This is a genomic window from Actinomadura sp. NBRC 104412 (assembly GCF_030269515.1).
Classification (GTDB): Bacteria; Actinomycetota; Actinomycetes; order Streptosporangiales; family Streptosporangiaceae; genus Spirillospora.
Genome location: NZ_BSTM01000009.1, coordinates 77618 through 96181 on the forward strand (window position 1 = coordinate 77618; position 18564 = coordinate 96181).

Sequence of the window (18564 nt, forward strand, 5' to 3'; positions counted from 1 at the left end):
CGCGCGCCACCGACATTCCCACGTCAGGACACTATTCGGCGGCCTCGTACAGCATCAGGGCGGTGTCGCGGCAGCGCGCGAGCGCCGCCCGTACGTATCGGGGCGTGGCACCGGCCAGGCCGCACGCGGGTGTGACCACGACCTGCCTGGCCAGCCGCGGCGCGGGGAACCCGAGCCGCCGCCACAGCTCCCGTACGGGGGCCGCGGTGGCCTCCAGGGACGGCAGCGCCGTGTCCGTCCCCGGCACCACGCCCAGGAGGAGTCCCACGCCCGCGTCGATGGCCTCGCCCAGCGCGTCGTCATCTCGCTCCGGCACCATTTTCAGGTCGACCGAAATGGCGGCGGCGCCGGCCGAGCGCAGCAGCCCGTACGGGACGCGCCGCGCGCAGCAGTGCACGATCGGGAACGCCGCGTCCCCGACGGCGTCGATCACCTGGCGCAGCCCGTCCTCGGCGATGGGCTCCTCCACGGCCGGCAGCCGGGAGAAGCCGCTGGCGGTCGGGACGCCGCCCGCCAGCACCGCGGGAAGCGCCGGCTCGTCGAGCTGCAGCAGGATCCGCGCCCTCGGCAGGCGCCGCCGCACGTCCGCCACATGCCCGGCCACGCCCTCGGCCAGCGACGCGATCAGGTCGCGGACCGCGCCGGGGTCCTTGAGGGTGCGGTCGCCGTGCCGCAGCTCGATCCCGGACGCCAGTGTCCACGGCCCGGTCACCTGGATCTTGAAGGGGCCGTCGTGCCCGCCCGCCAGTTCCTCCAGGACGTCCAGGTCGCGCGCCAGATGGTCGAGCGCGCGCCGGGTGTCGCGTCCCGGACGGTCGGAGAACCGCCACCCGGACGGCTCCACCCGTACCGCCAGGTCCACCAGCAGCCCCGCGGTGCGCCCGATCATGTCGGCGCCCGGACCGCGGTCCGGCAGCTCCGGCAGGTGCGGAAGCTCGGACAGCTCGCCCAGGACGATCCGCAGCGTCTCCTCCGGGTCCACGCCCGGGTACGAGCCGACGCCCGTGGCGGTCCCGGGACCCCAGGGAAGGTCGGGTTCGCTCACAGCAGGCCGGCCAGCCGGTCGAGCGTGCGCAGGGTGTCGGCCTCGGGCAGCGTCTCGAGGTTGAAGAGGATCTGGTCGGCGCCCGCCTCTCGTAGCCATTCCACGGTCTCGGGCTTACCAGGTACGCCGAACACCGTCACCGCGACGCGCCGTCCCGCCCGCTCGCGCAGCTCGGCGATCTGCGCGGGCAGGTCGTCGGTCCCCCGGCCGTAGATCGGCAGCCAGCCGTCGCCGACCCGCACCACCCGGTCGAACGTGGTCGGCCCGCTCCCGCCGATCATCACCGGCGGATGCGGGCTCCGCACCGGCTTGGGGTAGGAGTACACGGGGTCGAAGTCGACGAACTCGCCGTGGTACTCGGCCTCCTCCTGCGTCCAGAGGGCCTTGACCGCCTCGACCCGCTCGACGAGCAGCCGCATCCGGGTCCTGGGGTCGGTGCCGTGGTTGCGCATCTCCTCGCGGTTCCAGCCCGCGCCGACGCCCAGCACCGCGCGCCCGCCGGAGACCAGGTCGAGCGAGGCGACCTCCTTGGCCAGCACGATCGGGTCCCGCTGCGTGATCAGCGCGATCCCGGTGCCCACCTCCAGGCGTTCGGTCACCGCCGCCGCGGCGGTGAGGAGCACGAACGGGTCCAGCGTCCGGTAGTAGCGGCGGGGCAGCTCGCCGCCGCCCGGCCAGGGCGACTCCCGCTTGACCGGGATATGGGTGTGCTCGGCCACGTAGAGGGATCCGAAACCGCGCTCCTCCAGGGCCCGGCCGAGCTGGGCAGGGCCGATGCCGTCGTCGGTCACGAATGTCGAAACGCCGAACTTCACAGACTTCTCCTCACGTCGAACACCGAACCTCTGCCTGTGCCCCCGAAACGATCTTTCACGTTACGGCGTACGCGGGGAGGCGCTACGCGGGAACGCGGGCCGCCTCGGCGATGGTGGCGGACCCCAGGACGCGGTCGCCCTCGTACAGGACGGCGGCCTGCCCGGGTGCCACGCCACGGGCGGGCGTGGACAGGCGGATGCGGATCCGCTCGCGCCCAGGATCCACCGTGCAGTCGTACACCTCGCCGTGCGCGCGTAGCTGCACGCGGCAGCCGAACGGTCCCTCGGGCTCGGGTGAGAGCCACACGGGACGCTCACCCACGATCTCGTGGACGTCCAGTGCCTCGCGCGGCCCGACGGTCACGGTGTTGGTCACCGGGGAGATGTCCAGGACGTACCGGGGACGGCCATCGGGCGCGGGACGGCCGATGCGCAGGCCCTTGCGCTGGCCCACCGTGTAGGCGTAGGCGCCCTCGTGCTCCCCCACCTGGTTGCCGTCCAGGTCGACGATCGGGCCGGGCACGGTGCCGAGGCGGTCGGCCAGGAACGCGCGGGTGTCGCCGTCGGAGATGAAGCAGATGTCGTGGCTGTCGGGCTTGTCGGCCACCTGGAGCCCGCGCCGCTCCGCCTCGGCCCGGATGTCGGCCTTGGTGGTGTCGCCGAGCGGGAACAGCGCGTGCGAGAGCTGCTCGGGGGTGCACACGGCCAGCACGTAGGACTGGTCCTTGGCCTCGTCCACGCCGCGGCGCAGGACCCCGGTGGACGGGTCGAGCCGCGCGTAGTGGCCGGTGCAGACCGCGTCGAAGCCCAGCGCCAGCGCCCGGTCCAGCAGCGCCGCGAACTTGATCTTCTCGTTGCAGCGCAGGCACGGGTTGGGGGTGCGGCCCGCCGCGTACTCGGCCACGAAGTCCTGCACCACGTCGCGGTCGAACCGTTCGGCCAGGTCCCACACGTAGAAGGGGATCCCGATCACGTCGGCGGCGCGGCGGGCGTCCCTGGAGTCCTCAAGGGTGCAGCAGCCGCGGGCGCCCGTCCGGTACGACTGGGGGTTGCTGGACAGCGCCATGTGCACGCCGGTCACCTCGTGACCGGCCTCGGCGGCGCGGGCGGCGGCCACGGCGGAGTCGACGCCGCCCGACATGGCGGCCAGAACGCGCAAAGACATAACGTTCTCAACTGTAGGCGTTGGAAGTGACCGGTCGCTGCGCTGTTTCCGGCCGGTCTCCGCGTACGATGAGCCCGCTATGGGAATCTTCCGCCGTCCCCGAGAGGCGTCCGCCGCCACGCCCGCGTCGATCAGCGACTTCTGGGAGTGGTGGGAGCGAAGGCGCCCCGACATCGAAGCGTCGATCAACGCCCCGGAGGCGGGCGCCGGTCCCGCCGCGGAGGGCGAGCACCACGCCGACGGGCTGCCCGCCCCGATCGTGGAGGAGCTGACGCACCGGGTCCACAGGATCCACCCGGCGTTGCAGTGGGAGATCGGTGGCGGGGACGGCGACGGCGCCGTCCTGACGCTCACCGGTGGCGGCGACCCCGAGCTGCGCGGGCTGACCGAGCGCTGGGTGCGGGCGGCGCCGAGCGGCGACGCGGCGCACGGGTGGCGGTTCCACCCGGCGCGGCAGCCCGACCCGGAGATGCTGGAGCACAAGCTGGTCCTGGGCGACCACGAGTTCGACCTCGACTACGTCAAGCTCGGCATGCGCGCCGACACCGCGCGGGCCCGCGTGCACATCTCCGCCTACCACCCGGACTTCCTGTTCGTGTCGGAGGAGCAGCAGCTCCAGGTCGCGCGGCACGTGCTGGACTGGTCCATGGGCGAGGACGACGTGGCGCGCTGGATCGGCGAGGTCACGATCGCGACGGAGGCGCCGGTGGACGCGCTGCCGCCCGCGATGCTGCGCGCGGTGGTGGAGCAGATCGCCGAGCCGTTCGAGGAGCCGACCTGGCTGACCGGCGAGGGACGCACCCCGCGCGGGCACCCGGCGCGGCTGGGCGCGCGGTTCCCGCTGCACCGCCAGGACTACCCGCTGTGCGACCTGCACGTGGCGATCTCCGTCCCGTACCGGCACAGCAACCCCGACCGGCTGCCGGTCGACCCCTCGTCGTCCGCGCTGCGCACGTTCGAGAAGAAGCTGGCCGCGCTGGGCGACCGCGCGGTGCTCGCGGTACGCGAGACCGGCGACGGGCTGCGGGTGTTCCACCTGTACGCCGACCCGGACTCCGGGGTGATCGCCGAGCTGGACCAGCTCGCCGCGAGCTGGGGCGAGGGCAAGGCCAAGGTCGCCTCCACCAGCGACCCGGGCTGGCGCGCGCTCGCCCCCTACCAGCCCTGAGGTACTACCAGACCAGCCCTGAAGTACTACCGGCCGTGACGCGGTACTACCGGCCGTGACGCGCTAGGACAGGCCCGCGCGGCGGCCCCGTTCGACCACGGGGCCGATGGCCTGGGCCAGGGCCTTCACATCGTCGTCGGTGGAGGTGTGGCCGAGGCTGAAGCGGAGCGAGCCCCGGGCACGCGCCGGATCGGCGCCCATCGCGAGCAGGACGTGGCTCGGCTGGGACACCCCCGCGGAGCAGGCCGAGCCGGTGGAGCAGGCGATGCCGCGCGCGTCCAGCAGCATCAGCAGCGCGTCGCCCTCGCAGCCGGGGAACGAGAAGTGGGCGTTGCCCGGCAGCCGACGGGACGGGTCGCCGTTCAGGATCGCGTCCGGCACGCTCGCCAGCACGGCCTCGATCAGCCGGTCGCGCAGCCCCGCCAGCCGCTCCGCCTCCGGCTCCTGGCGCGCGACGGCGGCCTGGACGGCGGCGGCGAACCCCGCGATGGCGGGCGTGTCCAGCGTGCCGGAGCGCACGTCCCGCTCCTGCCCGCCGCCGTGCAGGACCGGGACGGGGTCGACGCCCTTGCCCAGCAGCAGCGCCCCCACGCCGAGCGGCCCGCCGAGCTTGTGCCCGCTCAGGGTGACCGCGTCCGCGCCGCTGGAGTGCAGCCCGACCGGCAGGTGGCCCGCCGCCTGCACGGCGTCGGTGTGGAACGGGACGCCGTGCTCGCGGGCGATCGCGGCCAGGTCGGCGATCGGCTGCACGGTCCCGACCTCGTTGTTGGCCCACATCACCGTGACCAACGCCACGTCCGGCCCGATCAGCTCGCGCAGCGCGTCCGGCTCGACCCGGCCCAGCCCGTCCACCGGGATCCAGTCGACTCGGGCGCCCTCGTGCTCGGCCAGCCACGCCACCGTGTCCAGGACGGCGTGGTGCTCGGCCGCGCCGGCCAGGATCCGGGTCCTGGACGGGTCGGCGGCGCGCCGCGCCCAGTACACGCCCTTGATCGCCAGGTTGTCCGCCTCCGTGCCGCCGGAGGTGAACACCACCTCGCTGGGCCTGGCGCCGAACGCGTCGGCGATGATCTCACGGGACTCCTCCACCACCCTGCGGGCCCGCCGGCCCATGGCGTGCAGCGAGGAGGGGTTCCCGAGCACCCCCAGCTCCGCCGTCATCGCCTCGATGGCCTCCGGCAGCATCGGGGTGGTCGCCGCGTGATCGAGGTAAGTCACCACGCGCTCAACGGTATATCGCGCCGCCCGGGGCTTCGGGCGCGGGAGGTCGCGCGGGCGCCGAGGTTTGCTTACTGTACCGTCCGGCCGGTACAGTAAGCGGGTGAAGAAGGACGCCCTCCTCGACGCCGCGGAGGCCCTGCTGTCGGAGCAGGGCACGCAGGCGCTGACGCTCACCGCGGTCGCGGACCGCGCCGGCGTCAGCAAGGGAGGGCTGCTCTACCACTTCCCGACCAAGGAGGCCCTGATCAAGGGTCTGGTCGCGCGGGTGATCGAGGAATTCGACGCGCTGGTCGCCGGTTACGACGACGGCACGCCCGGCTCGTACGCGCGGGCCTATGTGGAGGCGACCTTCGAGATCCTCACCGGGGAGGCGCGCGCCTACCGGCGATGGTCCGCCATCACGGCCGCGGCGACCGATCCCGAGGTCGCGGCGCCGCTGAACGAGGCGATGAGGCGCTGGCACGCGAGCCCGCCCGGGGACGAACCCGACCCGGTGACCGCGATGGTCGTCCGGCTGGCGGCGGAAGGGCTCTGGGAAGTGGTGAGCCACGCGCCCGAGCTGTACGACGCCGCGCAGCTCGACGCCCTGAAACAACGGCTGCTGGCACTGTCCCGGCGCTGACGGCCCCTGGCGGCGTCCCCGCGTCCCCCGCGTCCCCCCGCGGGTTCACAGCCCCTCGGGCCGACGTGCCCGGCACCACCGAAGAGCGAGAAAGAGGTGAACCGTTGCTGTTCCGCGCCCGTCTCGGAACGTTCCTGACCTTCGCCCTGGCGGGGTTGCTCACCGGGGTGTGGGTGGCCCGCATGCCGGCGCTGGCCGCCAAGTTCGACGCGGGCGAGAGCGAGATCGGCATCGTCGTCCTCGTCTGGGGCCTCGGCGCGATCGTCGCCATGCGGGGGCTGCGCTCGGTGATGGCGCGGGCCGGCAGCCGCGCCTCCCTGACGGCCGCGCTGCCGCTCACCTCCCTCTCCTTCGCGCTGGTCGCGGTGGCCCCGTCCTACTGGTCGCTGCTGGTGGCCGTCGCGCTGTTCGGCATGGCCTTCGGGATCACCGACATCGCGATGAACGCGCAGGGCAGCGTGGTCGAGCAGGCGTACCGGCGGCCCGTCCTGAACGGGATGCACGCGGGGTGGTGCGTCGGCGCGATGGCCGGCGGCCTGCTCGGCGTCGCCACCGCCGCCGCGGGGCTCGGCTTCACCGCGACGGTGCTGTCCGTGGGGCTGCTGACGCTGCCCGCCGGGGTGGCGCTCGGCCCGACCTTCCTGCCCGAGCCCGCCGCCGCCACGCCGCCGGGGAACGGCCGCCGCGCCGCCCGCCTCCCGGCCGCGGTGTACCTGGTCGGCGTGCTCGCGCTCATCGCGTTCATGCTGGAGGGCTCGATCGCGGACTGGAGCGGCCTGCTGCTGCATGAGGAGCTGGGCGCCTCCCACGCGCTGGCCGCGCTCGGCTACCCGATGTTCGAGCTGGCGATGCTGATCGGCCGGCTGGGGGGCGACCACGTACGGGCCAGGATCGGCACCCGCCGCCTGCTCACCGCCGCCGGGATCGGCACCGCGGTGAGCATGGCCGCGGTGGTGCTGGCACCGGCGGCGCCGCCGGCCCTCGCCGGGTTCTTCGTGACCGGGCTGGTCGTCTGCACCGTCGTCCCGACCATGATCTCGCTCGCCGGGACCGCCGCGCCGGGACGCTCCTCGGCCGCGATCGCCCAGGTGGGCGCCATGGGGTACGGCGGGCTGCTGCTCGGCCCCGTCGTGATCGGCTTCCTGGCGGACGCCACGTCACTGCGCGTGGGCGTCGGCGTGACCGTCGTGCTGGCGCTGCTCATCGCGCTGGGCTCCCGGTACGTCCCGCTCGGACCGGCGCGGGACGTCACCGTCCCGGTGGCCGAGCCCGCCGCCGAGGAGCCCGAGCCCGCCGCGGCCTAGCCCCGCCGGACCCGTGCCGGCCCTGGGCATGGCGGACGTGGCCAGAAGCGTCAAGGCCCGCGGCGTCCCGACATCGGCGATCAACGCGCCGACGACGCGCCTCCGGGTATGCCCCGGCGGCGCGTCCTGCGCGTACCGGGACCGTTCGGCGTCGGCCGCGATCTGCGCGACGTGCGGACCGATCCGGCGGAGCTGGACGCTCAGCTCGCCCAGCGTGGTGGCGGGCGTGACCGTGCCGCCCGTTCGCAGGACGAGGCGTTCCAGCAGTTCGTCGCCGTGCCCGCGGGAACGCCGTGAGCGCCGCCGCAACACGATGCCGATCGCGGCCGCCAGGACCAGCGAGAGGGCGACGGAGGGACCGGCCAGCGCCATGCGGCCCGGCCCCTTGGCCGGGGGCGGCGACAGCGGGTCCACCTCGGGCGCCACCTGGGCGTCCGCGGCCGGGGTGGGGTCGAACGGCACCCACCCGATGTCCTGGAAGTACACCTCGATCCAGGCGTGCGCGTCGGTGTCGCGGACCTTGTAGAGCCCGTCCTCCGGCTTGCCGGTGGCGAAGCCCGCGACCACCCGCGTCGGGACGCCCGCCAGCCGCAGCAGCAGCGCGGCGGCGCCGGCGAAGTGCTGGCAGTAGCCGGTGCGCGACTCCAGCAGGAATTCCACGAGCGGGAACCCGATGGTGTGCTCCACGTCGGTGGAGTACGTGAAGCGCCCGCCCTTGGTCAGGTAGTCCTCGACGCGCCGCACCACCTCGTACTGCGAGGTCGCGCCCGCGGACAGCTGCCGGGCGATGTCGATCACCTGCTGCATCTCCGGGACGCGCCGCAGGAACCGGTCCACGCCCGGCGAGGTGTCGGGCGCCATGCCGTACTGGCCCAGGCGCCCGGCGAGCCGCTCGCCGCCCCACCGGTACCACAGGTTGGTGTACGCCTCCAGCCGCGGATCGGTGGGCGGCGGCGCGGCCCGCAGCTCCGCCGGGTCGGCGCGGACCATGTCCGCCTGCACCCGGTACACGTCGTCCTGCCTGGGCTGCGGGATGATCCGCAGCGACTCCCCGGCCATCGAGTCGACCCGGCCCCGCGCCTCCACCTTGCGGACGCGTCCAGGGGATACCACCTGGGAGTCGCGCAGCCCGCGCACCCGCACCTCGATGTCGACCGGCTCGGCGGCGGGCTCGGGCAGTCTGGGACGGATGACGCCGCCGCCCGCCTCCCAGCCGCGGAATCCGTACCGCTCCAGCACCTGCATCCGCCACAGCGCGGGACGCGGCGAGGTGATCTCCAGCATGGTGGCGCCGGTGCGGCGGTCGGTGATCGGGCCGTAGGACTGGCGGGTGTTGAGGGTGGAGAACTGCTCCTCGCGCCCGACCATGTCGTCGAAGTCCAGCCACTGCGAGCGCGGGCCGAACGACTGCGCGACGAACGAGGCGACCACCGCCGCGGACGTGCCCAGGGACAGCACGGGGATGACCGCGCGGCGCGGCGCGAACCACAACATGCCCGCCACCAGCAGCACCGCGCCGGGCCAGGTGGACTCGTCGGTCTGCCGGATCGCGGCGGCCACCACCCAGGGGACGGCCAGCATCGCGAACGCCGTGCCGGACCGCAGCCGTCCCGCCTCGCGGGGAGCGGCGAGCGCGGCGACGCCCAGGTAGATGGCGCCCGCGCCGAGCAGCCACACCGAACGGGTGCCGGTGTCGCCGGCCCGTTCGCCCGGGACGAGCAGGCCCAGCTCGCGCACGCCGTCCGACAGCGCGAACACCAAAGTGTCCCATGAGCGGGGCCACAGCCAGCCCGCCGGGGCGCCGCCCGCGAGCGGGGCCGCCGGCACCCACACCGCGAGGGCGCCGAGGCCGAGCCGGCCGGGGAAGCGCCGTACCGCGAGGCAGGCGGCCACGAGCGCGACGAGCGGCGCGGCCCACAGCACGCGCGAGCCGAGCAGCGGCATCCACGCCGCCAGCGTCACCCCCGCCGCCAGGAGCAGCGCCAACGCTCTCATGCGACCAGATGCTCCCTTCTGCTCGGCCGCCCGCTCAGGGCCTCGACCAGCTCCTCGGCGGCGGACGGCGGCATCGGGACGACGCCGGGAGGCGGAGCGGGAAGCGGCGGGCCCAGGTCCAGCCCGGCCGGCACCCGGATGACCGAGGACACCCGGCCGGCGGGCGGGACGGGCACGGGCCCGGACCGGTCGGCGTCCAGGAGCGCCAGCCGGCGGTGCACGGCGCGCCAGGACGGCTCGTCCACCGCGGCCATCGGGTGCGGCACGCCGGGCAGCAGCACCTCGCAGCCGCCGCCGCGGGCCAGCGACAGCACGCACCCGGCGGCGGCGCGCGCCACCCAGTCGACGGCGCGCGGGTCGGCGCCGCCCGAGGTGTCGACGATCACCAGCGGCAGCCCGGTCGGCGGTGTGATCATCCGCCGTTCCTGGAGCTCACCGCCGCGCGCCAGAGACGCCCAGTGGATCCGGCTGGTCGGGCTGCCGGGGACGTAGGGGCGCAGCCCGTCCGGTTCCAGGTCGTCGGCGCGGGCGCCGAGCGGCGGGGTGATCGGCAGGTCCACCCCGATCTCGGGCAGGATCAGCACCGGCTCGGGAACGCCCGCCGACAGCCGCCAGCGCACGACGCCGAACGGGTCGCCCACCCGGACCTTGGACGGCTCGAGCAGATGCGCGCCGCGCCGCTCGACGAACAGCTCGACGGTGCCGCCGTCCTCGGCCAGCGGAACCCAGCCGCCGGGCGCGGTCAGCACCTCCACCCGGGCGGGTACCCAGCGCGGCAGCCGGACGGTGAAGTGCAGCCTGACCGGCTCGCCCTCGTTCGCCTCCCGCGCCGGGACCGAACGCGAGATCGACAGCCGCAGCGCCGCCGCGACGGTGATGGCGCAGGCGCCCACCACGGTCAGGACGAGCCCGGCGGCCAGGGTGAACAGCGTCAGCGAGGGCAGCGCGCCCGCGAGCGTGGCCAGGGTCCCCGCCGCCACCAGCCACAGCGCCCAGTGCCCCGACACACGCGCGGACCGCCACCGCGGTAACCACCGGCGGGCCCCCTCCCGCGCGACCGTCATCGGGCGCGGACCCGCCGGACGGCGTCCTCGACGATCTCCAGTGCCGCGGTGGCCGGGGCGGCGGCGGTGCGTTGCAGCCGGTGCGCGAGGACGGGCACCGCGAGGGCCTGGACGTCGTCGGGCAGCACGAAGGAGCGGCCGTTGAGCGCGGCGCGCGCCCGCGCCGCCGCCAGCAGGAGCAGCCCGGCGCGGGGACTGGCGCCGACCTCGGCGAGCGGATGCTCGCGGGTCGCGGTCAGCAGGTCGACGATGTAACGCAGCAGCGGGTCGGCGGCGTGCACGGCGGCGACGCACTCCTGCGCGGCCAGCAGCCGCTCGGGGTCGGTCACCGCCTCGGCGGCCGGCTCGGGGCCCGCGCGCAGCAACTCCATCTCCTGCTCGGCGGACGGGTAGCCCAGGGAGATCAGTGACAGGAAGCGGTCGAGCTGCGCGGGCGGCAGCGGATAGGTGCCGTCGTACCCGGCGGCCGGGTTCTGCGTGGCGATCAACACCATGGGGGACGGCAGCGGTCGGCTCTCGCCGTCCACGGTGACCTGCCGCTCCTCCATCGCCTCCAGCAGCCCCGACTGGGTCTTGGGGGTGGCCCGGTTGATCTCGTCCACCAGCACGACGTTGGCGAACACCGGGCCGGGACGGAACTCGAACTCGCCGAGGTCGGCGCGCCACACGTTCGCGCCGACGATGTCGGCGGGCAGCAGGTCGACGGTGGCCTGCACGCGGGTGAACCGGCCGTCGAGGGTACGCGCCAGGCTGCGGGCGAGCTGCGTCTTGCCGACGCCCGGGTAATCCTCCACCAGCAGATGGCCCCCGGCCAGCACGGTGGCCAGGACGATCTCTAAGACCTCGGCGGGCATCCGTACCGCGCCGAGGATTCCGGCGCGCAGTCTGTCGCCCAGAGCGGCGACCTCGTCCACCGTCAGCGGGACCCGCTCGCGCGGGGTGATCGGCCTCGGCCTCGGCGCCGGCGACAGCCGCCCGTGCGGCGCGGTACGAGAGTGTCCGTTGTGCTCGGGAATGGCTTCCATGGCTCCCTTGGGGTCCGGCGGTCCACCGCTCGCACTCACAACGCCGGTGAGGCGCCGCACTGTTCCAACCGCGGTGCCGGATATGGCGTGGAACATGCCATTCCGACGGCCGACCGGCACCGCCGATCGCAGTCTTCCCAGCGGGAACGAAAAACCACCTAAAAACCCCCGGATCGCAGGAAAGACTAACGGCCGGGATGGTCATGCATCCCGGCCGTTTCGCCCGGCTTCACCCGGAGTCGGTCACTTCCGCTTGGTGATCTCCTCGGTGAGCTGCGGCGCGACCTGGAAAAGGTCGCCGACCACACCGAAGTCGACCAGCTCGAAGATCGGCGCCTCGGGGTCCTTGTTGATGGCGACGATCGTCTTGGAGGTCTGCATGCCGGCCCGGTGCTGGATCGCGCCGGAGATCCCGACCGCGATGTAGAGCTGCGGCGACACGGTCTTGCCCGTCTGGCCCACCTGGAACTGGTGCGGGTACCAGCCGGCGTCGGTCGCGGCGCGGGACGCGCCGACCGCGCCGCCGAGCGAGTCGGCCAGGGCCTCGATGATGGAGAAGTTCTCCGCGCCCCCGACCCCGCGGCCGCCGGAGACCACGATCGCGGCCTCGGTCAGGTCCGGGCGCTCGCCCTTCTCCTGCACGACCCGCTCCACGATCTTCGCGGCCCGGTCGGCGTCGGACAGCGCGACCGAGACCTGCTCCTCCGCGGGCGTCACCGGGTTGGCCTCGGGCGCCACCGAGTTCGGCCGCACCGCGATGATCGGCGTGCCGGTCGTCACCTTGGCGTGCGCGATGACGCCGCCGCCGAAGATGGAGTGCTCGGCGACGAAGCCCTCGGCGACGTCCACGACGTCGGTGAGCACGCCCGAGCCGGTCCTGACCGCGAGCCGCCCGGCGACCTCCTTGCCCTCCGGGGTGGCCGGCACGAGCACCGCGGCGGGGGACTTCTCGTTCACCAACTGCGCCAGCAGCGCCGCCTTGGGCGCGACGACGTAGGAGTTCAGCTCCTCGTCGGCGGCCACGTACACCTTGGCGGCGCCGTGCTCGGCCAGCCTGTCCTTGGCGCCCTCGTAGCCGGGACCGACCCACACCGCCGCCGGCTCGCCGAGCCGGCCGGCCAGCGTCAGCAGCTCGAGGGTGACCTTCTTGACCTCACCGTCGACCTGGTCGACGAGCACGAGGATCTCAGCCATTGTCCGTGCTTCCCTTCCCCGCTCAGACGAACTTCTTCGACGCGAGGAACTCGGCGATCTTCACGCCGCCGTCGCCCTCGTCGGTGACGATCTGCCCCTGCTCGCGCGGCGGCGCCTCGGCGAAGTCGACCACCGTGGTCGCGGCCGCCGCCAGGCCGACCCGACCCGCGTCGATCCCGGCGTCGGCGACCGACAGCGTCTCGACCGGCTTCTTCTTGGCCGCCATGATCCCCTTGAAGGACGGGTAGCGCGGCTCGTTGATCTTCTCCACGACGCTGACCACCGCGGGCAGGCTCGCCTCGACGCGGTCGAAGCCGTAGTCGGTCTGCCGCTGGATCCTGATGGCGGTGCCGTCGATCTCGACCTTGTTGGCCAGCGAGAGCTGCGGGACGCCCAGCCGCTCGGCCAGCATCGCGGCCAGCACGCCGGTGCGCGCGTCGGTGGACTCCGAGCCCAGGATCACCAGGTCGAACCCGGTGCGGCCGAGCACCTGCTGGATGGCGTACGAGGTCTGCAGCGCGTCGGAGCCGCTCAGGGCGTCGTCGACGAGGTGGACGGCCTTGTCGGCGCCCATCGCCAGTGCCTTGCGGATCGAGTCGGTCGCCTTGTCGGGGCCCATCGTGACGACGGTGACCTCGCCGCCGTGGGCCTCCTTGACGCGCAGCGCCTCCTCGATGGCGTACTCGTCGAGCTCGTTGATGACACCGTCCGCGGCGGCACGGTCGAGCGTGCTGTCGTCGGACTTGAGCCTGCGCGGGCTCTCGGTGTCGGGAACCTGCTTCACCAGGACGACGATGTTCATGGCCGGTGGCCGACCTCCCTGCACTCTTCGGGCCGCTTGGGGGAGCGGCGGAGGGGCGCCGCCCCGGGCGGGCCGACGCGGTACTGAGACGCGGTACTCAAATGCACCTTGGCCTCCACAGCCTGCCAAACACCCGCTCCCGCCGCCGTGACCGGGTCCCTGTTTCGGCCGTGGGGCCAAATGTTACCCGGCGGTAGCCAACCGTCCAAACCGCGCCCGGGGCACGGAGCGGACCGGCCGGGCGCGGTTCAGAAGCTCACGTACGGGATGAGGTCCCCGCCGACCAGGTCGCGGATGTCGGACCGCAGCTCCTCCAGGTCCTGGCCCGCGCCGTCCAAGGGGGTGGTGTCGGGCGGCTGCTGCTGCGACAGCGCGACCAGCACCGCCGCGAAGATCCCGAGGACCAGGGCGGCGCCCGCCGCCGCGCCTCCGTTCGGCAGGACCGCGCCCCACACCCTGGCGAGCTGGCGGCGCGGCGCGCCGCTGCCGGGCGCCAGGCACAGCAGCACGATCACCGCCATCGCCGAGTACGCGATCGCCCGCGAGGCCGACATGCCGGGGTCGGCGGCCATCAGCACCCCGAGCAGGACCAGCCCGGCCAGGCTCGCCAGCGACGCCAGCAGCAGCGTCATGAAGAGCGCGCCGGGCAGGTGCAGCGGCGCCTTGAACGCCGCCGCCATCGCGTCACCCGAACGCGGGCCGCGCCGGGTGCGCTTGCTCTCCATGCCCTTCGCGGCCTTGTCGCCCATCCGCAGCACCAGCGTGCCGATCACGGTGACGGCCACGGCCAGCAGCGGCGCGATGTTCGCGAAGCCCAGCAGCGCCACCAGGACGATGAACCCGAGCACGCGGAACCAGCCGTAGGGCTTGGAGCCCGCCGCGTCACCGGGACGCTCACCCGGACGCTCGGCCGGGCGGTACTGGTCGGCGGGACGCGGCTGCGTCCCGCGCCCGTACGGGTCGTACGGCGCGGGCGCCGGTGCGGGCGCGGGTGCCGGTGGCGCAGGGGGCGCCTGCTGCGGCTGCTGGTACGGGGCATAGGCGCCTTGCTGCTGGTCGTACCAGCCCGTCCCGCTCTGGTACGGGCCAGGGGCCGGCGGCGGGACGGGAGGCGGCGCCGCCGGGGGCAGCAGGCCCTTGAAGTCCTTGGGCTGGGACGGCGCGGGGGCGGGAACGGGCGCGGGCGGCGGCGGGACGGGTGCCTCGGCCGCCGCGGCCGCCGGGTCGAGCCTGGTGCCGGAGGGATCGTCGTCGCGCGTCGGCACGTCCTGCGAGGACGACGGCGGCAGCGACAACGTCCGCGCCCGGCCCTGCGGCTGCGGCTCCGGCTGGGGCGGAAGCTGCGGGGACGTGCGGTCAGGCAGCGTGAAGTGGTCGTCCACCCGGGTCGAGTCGGTGATCGTCGCCTCGACGTGGATCCTCCTGGTGAGCTGCACCAGGTTGACCGCGGTGGGCCGCTCGGCCGGGTTGCGGGCCATCGCCGAGCGCAGCACCGGCAGCAGCGCCTCGGGCACCCCGTCCAGGTCCGGCGTGCCCGACATGATCTTGTAGAAGATGGACTCGAAGGTCCCCGACCCGAACGGCGGCCTGCCGGTGGCGGCGTAGGCGACCGTCCCCGCCCAGGCGTGCACGTCCGACGGCGCGCCCGCGTCCTCCCCGTCGATGATCTCCGGGGCCAGATAGCCGGGGGTGCCGATCACCATCCCGGTCGCGGTCAGCCGGGTCGCGTCCACGCCCTGCGCGATGCCGAAGTCGATGACGACCGGCTCGGTGTCCACCAGCATCACGTTGCCGGGCTTGAGGTCGCGGTGCACGATCCCGGCGCCGTGGATCGCCGACAGCGCCGAGGCCAGCCCCACCGCCAGCCGCTGCAGCGCGGACCCGTACATCGGGCCGCCCTCCTCGACGACCTCCTCCAGGGTGCGGCCCGGCACGTACTGCGTCACGATGTAGGGCTGGTCGGCGGTGACGTCGGCGTCGAGGATCTCGGCGACGTGCGGGCTGTGCACCCGGCGCATCGAGTCGACCTCGCGGGCGAGCCGGCGGCGCGCCGTGGCGTCGCCCGCGACGGCGGGCCGCAGCACCTTGATGGCCACCTTGCGGTCCTCGGGGTCGGCGCCGAGGTACACGACGCCCATCCCGCCCTCCCCTAGGGTCTCCAGGACGCGGTAGTGGCCTATACGGTCCTCGGACGTGACGGCTCCCTTCATCGTTTACGAAACCCTATCTTCGCCGGTACTGGTCACGCCGCCATCACTCCCCCGGATGACGTCGCCTCGCCCTCGGACCCTCCGCTCGGACGCCCGCCCGGATCGCCGTCCGCCAGCGCGCCCGCGAACCAGCGGGCCGTGGGACGCCGGGACGGTTCGCGCCGCAACCCCAGCGGAAGCAGCGAGGCCAGCGGCTCGCCGATCCCGGCCAGGTCGGCATCCCCACGCAGAATACGGAAGCAGACGCCGTGCAGGGAGCCCGTCCCGAACGGGGAGCGCCCGGTCGCGGCGTAGGCGACGGTGGCCGCCCATGAGAACACGTCGGAGGCGGCGGTGGCCTGCTCCCCCTCGATCAGCTCGGGGGCCAGGTAGGCAGGGGTGCCCGCCACGATGCCCGGCCGGGTGACCTGCTCGGCCCCGGCCTCGTGCGCGATCCCGAAGTCGATCAGCGTCGGCCGGTCGCCGAGCACGATCACGTTCTTGGGCGCCACGTCGCGGTGTAGGACACCCGCGTCGTGCACCGCCGCCAGCCCGAGCACCAGCCGCCGCGCCAGCCTGGACAGCCGGTCGCCCGTGTACGGGCCGTACTGCTCCACCAGCCCGCTGAGCGGCTGGCCCACCACGTACTCCATCACCACGTACGGGCGGGCGGCGTTCACCTCGCCGTCGATGAGGCGCGCGACGTAGGGGCTGCGCACCCGGGACTGCACCGCCATCTCCCGGGCCAGCCTGCGCCGCCCGTCCGGGTCGGCCTCGAACTGCGGAAGCAGCTCCTTGACGGCGACCTCACGTCCGGTGGGGTCCATCCCCAGGTGGACGACGGAGGTGGTGCCGCGGCCGATCTCGTCCAGCAGCCGATACCCGCCCAGGCGCCGATGGGTCCCCATACCACCTTTGACGCCGCCAAGAAGGCATACGTTCTGGTCAGATCCCGGTGATGCCGATCACCGGGAGCCGGCGGCCTGGTGCCACATCCGGCTCGCCGCCGCCCTCAGCAGCGGCCTGGGCAGCATCCGCAACGCCGGGAACGCCGCCTTGTACTGGGCGCCCGGCACGCACAGCGCGCGCCCGGCGGACACCGCGTCCAGACCCGCCCGCGCGACGTCGGCGCGGCGCAGCCACATCAGACCCGCCTCCGACTCCTCGTCGGTACGGGTGAAGCCGGGGCACAGCGCCGTCACATGCACGCCCTTGCCCGCCACTTCGGCGTGCACGCTCTCGGAGAACGCCGCCACGTACGCCTTGGTCGCGCCGTAGGTGGCGCTGCCGGGCGAGGGGGCGAACGCGGCCATCGACGCCACGTTCAGCACGCCACCGCGTCCCCGCTCGATCATCGAGGGCAGCGCGGCGTGGGTGAGCCGCACCAGCGCGACCACGTTCAGCTCGACCTGGCGGAGCTGGTCGTCCAGCGCCGCGTCGGCGAACGCGCCGAACGCCCCGTACCCGGCGTTGTTGACCAGCAGCTCCACCGGGTCCTCGCGAAGCCGCCGCTCCACCTCGCCGCGTTCGACGGGGTCGGTGAGGTCGGCCGCGACCACCTCCACCGCGACTCCGTACCGCTCCACCAGCTCCCTGGCCAGCTCGTCCAGCCGCTCGGCCCGCCGGGCCACGATCACCAGGTCGGCGCCGCGGCCGGCCAGCGCCCGCGCGAAGCTCTCCCCGATGCCGCTGGAGGCGCCGGTGACCAGCGCGGTGCGGTACGCCTGTCGCATGGCGCGAGATGTTAGCGATTTCAACCACTCACAGGGGTAACGCCACACGAATCACACTGATTCGGTTGCGACCGGTCCAATCCCGCCGGTGGCGATCTCGAACGGCGGGAACATCGCCCTGGGGTCGCCAGGCCGCGCACCGCCGAAGTAGACGCCGAGCGCGAAGGCCGCCGTCGCCTCGAGCAGACCGGCCCGTTCCAGCCCGCCCCCGTGCAAGGGCTCGCACCCCATCTCCGTCACCAGGCGCTCGACCGTCGCCAGAGCGTCGGCGTCGTCCGCGCATAGGGGGACGCCCAGAGGCCGCCCGCCGAACGCCGGAGGCGTCAGCCGCCACACGCTCTCGTGGCAGAGGTTGAACGCCTTCACCACCCGCGCCCCCGGCGCCAGCGCGGCGACCCGCTGGGCCACCGACGGACCGCCGCCCGTCTTGAGCGTGAACGCCGGGGGCGAGGTCGCGTTGACGCAGTCGATGAGCACACGGCCTTCGAGGGCGCCGTCCGCCGCGCCCGCCCGGCCCAGCGCCTCCTCGATGCCCTCGTACCAGACGGCCAGCAGGACCACCTCGCCGGACTCGGCGGCCTCCCGCAGCCCGCCCGACCGCGCGCCGTGCCCGATCCGCCCCGCGAGGACGGCCGCCTTCTCCGGCGTACGCGCCCCGATCGTCACCTCATGACCCTTGCGCGCCCACTGGGTCGCGAGGGCGTCCGCCATGTTCCCGGCTCCCAGAACTCCGATCCGCATCTTCGGCCCGCCGTTCCCGTCGGTTACGTTTCGAGGGGACGCTAGGCGTTCCGTTACGCACCTCCCGGTGCGTAACGGGCGGGCCAGGATGGACGGGATGATGAGCGTCGAGCCTTCGTACATCGCCGACTGCCAGGCGCGGCTCGGCTTCGACCTGCTGGGCGGCACCTGGACGAGCGTCGTCCTGTACGCGCTGCGCGAGAGGCCGCTGCGCCCAGGGGAGCTGCGCGAGCGCATCGGTGGGATCAGCCACAAGGTGCTCACCGACACGCTGCGCCGTCTGGAGCACAACGGCCTGGTCGTCCGGCGCCGCTATGCCGAGGCGCCGCCCCGCGTGGAGTACGAGCTGACCGCTCCCGGACGCGGCCTCCTGGAGCCGATCTTCGCGCTCGGCCGCTGGGCCGAACTGTACGCCGACGACGTCCTGCGGGCGCAGGAGGCTCGGGAGGCGCGGGAACAGGCCGAGGCGTCCTGAGGACAG

General features: G+C 74.0%; 16 protein-coding genes and 1 pseudogene. 4 read left to right on the top strand and 13 right to left on the bottom strand.

Annotation, left to right across the window (positions count from 1 at the left end):
- Window positions 1-31 precede the first annotated feature (31 nt).
- The 3 genes from QSK21_RS13810 to mnmA form a co-directional block, all read right to left on the bottom strand.
- Window positions 32-1045, bottom strand: a complete 1014-nt coding sequence (locus QSK21_RS13810) for a methionine synthase (protein ID WP_285696070.1) — start codon at window positions 1043-1045, stop codon at window positions 32-34.
- Window positions 1042-1860, bottom strand: coding sequence for an LLM class F420-dependent oxidoreductase (locus tag QSK21_RS13815; protein ID WP_285696071.1), 819 nt, complete (start codon window positions 1858-1860; stop codon window positions 1042-1044). Before QSK21_RS13815 ends, QSK21_RS13810 begins: the two co-directional genes overlap by 4 nt.
- Window positions 1861-1942: 82 nt before the next feature.
- On the bottom strand, window positions 1943-3025 hold the full coding sequence (mnmA, locus tag QSK21_RS13820; protein ID WP_285696072.1) for a tRNA 2-thiouridine(34) synthase MnmA: 1083 nt from the start codon (window positions 3023-3025) through the stop codon (window positions 1943-1945).
- Between the two features lie 79 nt (window positions 3026-3104).
- Here mnmA and QSK21_RS13825 point away from each other — a divergent pair, with 79 nt between their 5' ends.
- Complete coding sequence (locus tag QSK21_RS13825) at window positions 3105-4193, top strand: DUF695 domain-containing protein (RefSeq protein WP_285696073.1); 1089 nt, start codon at window positions 3105-3107, stop codon at window positions 4191-4193.
- 63 nt (window positions 4194-4256) lie between these two features.
- Here QSK21_RS13825 and QSK21_RS13830 read toward each other — a convergent pair whose 3' ends face one another.
- Window positions 4257-5411 (bottom strand): cysteine desulfurase family protein, encoded by a 1155-nt coding sequence (locus QSK21_RS13830; RefSeq protein ID WP_285696262.1) that lies wholly within the window; start codon window positions 5409-5411, stop codon window positions 4257-4259.
- Window positions 5412-5514: 103 nt separating this feature from the next.
- Between QSK21_RS13830 and QSK21_RS13835 the strand changes: the two genes are divergently transcribed.
- Window positions 5515-6036: a TetR/AcrR family transcriptional regulator gene (locus QSK21_RS13835; protein ID WP_285696074.1), complete on the top strand. Its 522-nt coding sequence runs from the start codon at window positions 5515-5517 to the stop codon at window positions 6034-6036.
- Between the two features lie 104 nt (window positions 6037-6140).
- Window positions 6141-7340, top strand: a complete 1200-nt coding sequence (locus QSK21_RS13840; protein ID WP_285696075.1) for an MFS transporter — start codon at window positions 6141-6143, stop codon at window positions 7338-7340.
- 459 nt (window positions 7341-7799) lie between these two features.
- Here QSK21_RS13840 and QSK21_RS13845 read toward each other — a convergent pair.
- The 9 genes and pseudogenes from QSK21_RS13845 to QSK21_RS13885 all read right to left on the bottom strand — a co-directional run.
- Window positions 7800-9335 (bottom strand): annotated as a pseudogene (locus tag QSK21_RS13845) (transglutaminase TgpA family protein); the annotation flags it as partial.
- Window positions 9332-10342, bottom strand: coding sequence for a DUF58 domain-containing protein (locus QSK21_RS13850; RefSeq protein WP_285696076.1), 1011 nt, complete (start codon window positions 10340-10342; stop codon window positions 9332-9334). The gene QSK21_RS13850 and the pseudogene QSK21_RS13845, both read right to left, overlap by 4 nt.
- A gap of 53 nt (window positions 10343-10395) precedes the next feature.
- Window positions 10396-11424, bottom strand: coding sequence for an AAA family ATPase (locus QSK21_RS13855; protein ID WP_285696078.1), 1029 nt, complete (start codon window positions 11422-11424; stop codon window positions 10396-10398).
- Window positions 11425-11667: 243 nt separating this feature from the next.
- Complete coding sequence (locus tag QSK21_RS13860) at window positions 11668-12618, bottom strand: electron transfer flavoprotein subunit alpha/FixB family protein (protein ID WP_285696079.1); 951 nt, start codon at window positions 12616-12618, stop codon at window positions 11668-11670.
- Window positions 12619-12640: 22 nt separating this feature from the next.
- On the bottom strand, window positions 12641-13420 hold the full coding sequence (locus QSK21_RS13865) for an electron transfer flavoprotein subunit beta/FixA family protein (RefSeq protein WP_285696080.1): 780 nt from the start codon (window positions 13418-13420) through the stop codon (window positions 12641-12643).
- Window positions 13421-13668: 248 nt separating this feature from the next.
- Window positions 13669-15630 carry a serine/threonine-protein kinase gene (locus QSK21_RS13870; RefSeq protein ID WP_285696081.1) on the bottom strand — a complete coding sequence of 654 codons (1962 nt, stop codon included), beginning with the start codon at window positions 15628-15630 and terminating at the stop codon, window positions 13669-13671.
- A gap of 32 nt (window positions 15631-15662) precedes the next feature.
- Window positions 15663-16517, bottom strand: a complete 855-nt coding sequence (locus QSK21_RS13875; protein ID WP_285696082.1) for a serine/threonine-protein kinase — start codon at window positions 16515-16517, stop codon at window positions 15663-15665.
- A gap of 57 nt (window positions 16518-16574) precedes the next feature.
- Entirely contained in the window at window positions 16575-17342 is a 768-nt protein-coding gene (locus QSK21_RS13880) for an SDR family NAD(P)-dependent oxidoreductase (protein ID WP_285696083.1), read from the bottom strand.
- A gap of 51 nt (window positions 17343-17393) precedes the next feature.
- Window positions 17394-18083: an NADPH-dependent F420 reductase gene (locus QSK21_RS13885; RefSeq protein WP_285696085.1), complete on the bottom strand. Its 690-nt coding sequence runs from the start codon at window positions 18081-18083 to the stop codon at window positions 17394-17396.
- Window positions 18084-18150: 67 nt separating this feature from the next.
- Between QSK21_RS13885 and QSK21_RS13890 the strand changes: the two genes are divergently transcribed.
- Window positions 18151-18558 carry a winged helix-turn-helix transcriptional regulator gene (locus QSK21_RS13890; protein ID WP_285696086.1) on the top strand — a complete coding sequence of 136 codons (408 nt, stop codon included), beginning with the start codon at window positions 18151-18153 and terminating at the stop codon, window positions 18556-18558.
- The last annotated feature ends 6 nt before the right edge of the window (window positions 18559-18564 follow it).

Coding starts and splice junctions, on each gene's coding strand:
- mnmA (WP_285696072.1), bottom strand. CDS start 3,025: ATGTCTTTGCGCGTTCTGGCCGCCATGTCGGGCGGCGTCGACTCCGCC.
- QSK21_RS13875 (WP_285696082.1), bottom strand. CDS start 16,517: ATGGGGACCCATCGGCGCCTGGGCGGGTATCGGCTGCTGGACGAGATC.
- QSK21_RS13860 (WP_285696079.1), bottom strand. CDS start 12,618: ATGGCTGAGATCCTCGTGCTCGTCGACCAGGTCGACGGTGAGGTCAAG.
- QSK21_RS13885 (WP_285696085.1), bottom strand. CDS start 18,083: ATGCGGATCGGAGTTCTGGGAGCCGGGAACATGGCGGACGCCCTCGCG.
- QSK21_RS13825 (WP_285696073.1), top strand. CDS start 3,105: ATGGGAATCTTCCGCCGTCCCCGAGAGGCGTCCGCCGCCACGCCCGCG.
- QSK21_RS13880 (WP_285696083.1), bottom strand. CDS start 17,342: ATGCGACAGGCGTACCGCACCGCGCTGGTCACCGGCGCCTCCAGCGGC.
- QSK21_RS13865 (WP_285696080.1), bottom strand. CDS start 13,420: ATGAACATCGTCGTCCTGGTGAAGCAGGTTCCCGACACCGAGAGCCCG.
- QSK21_RS13870 (WP_285696081.1), bottom strand. CDS start 15,630: ATGAAGGGAGCCGTCACGTCCGAGGACCGTATAGGCCACTACCGCGTC.
- QSK21_RS13855 (WP_285696078.1), bottom strand. CDS start 11,424: ATGGAAGCCATTCCCGAGCACAACGGACACTCTCGTACCGCGCCGCAC.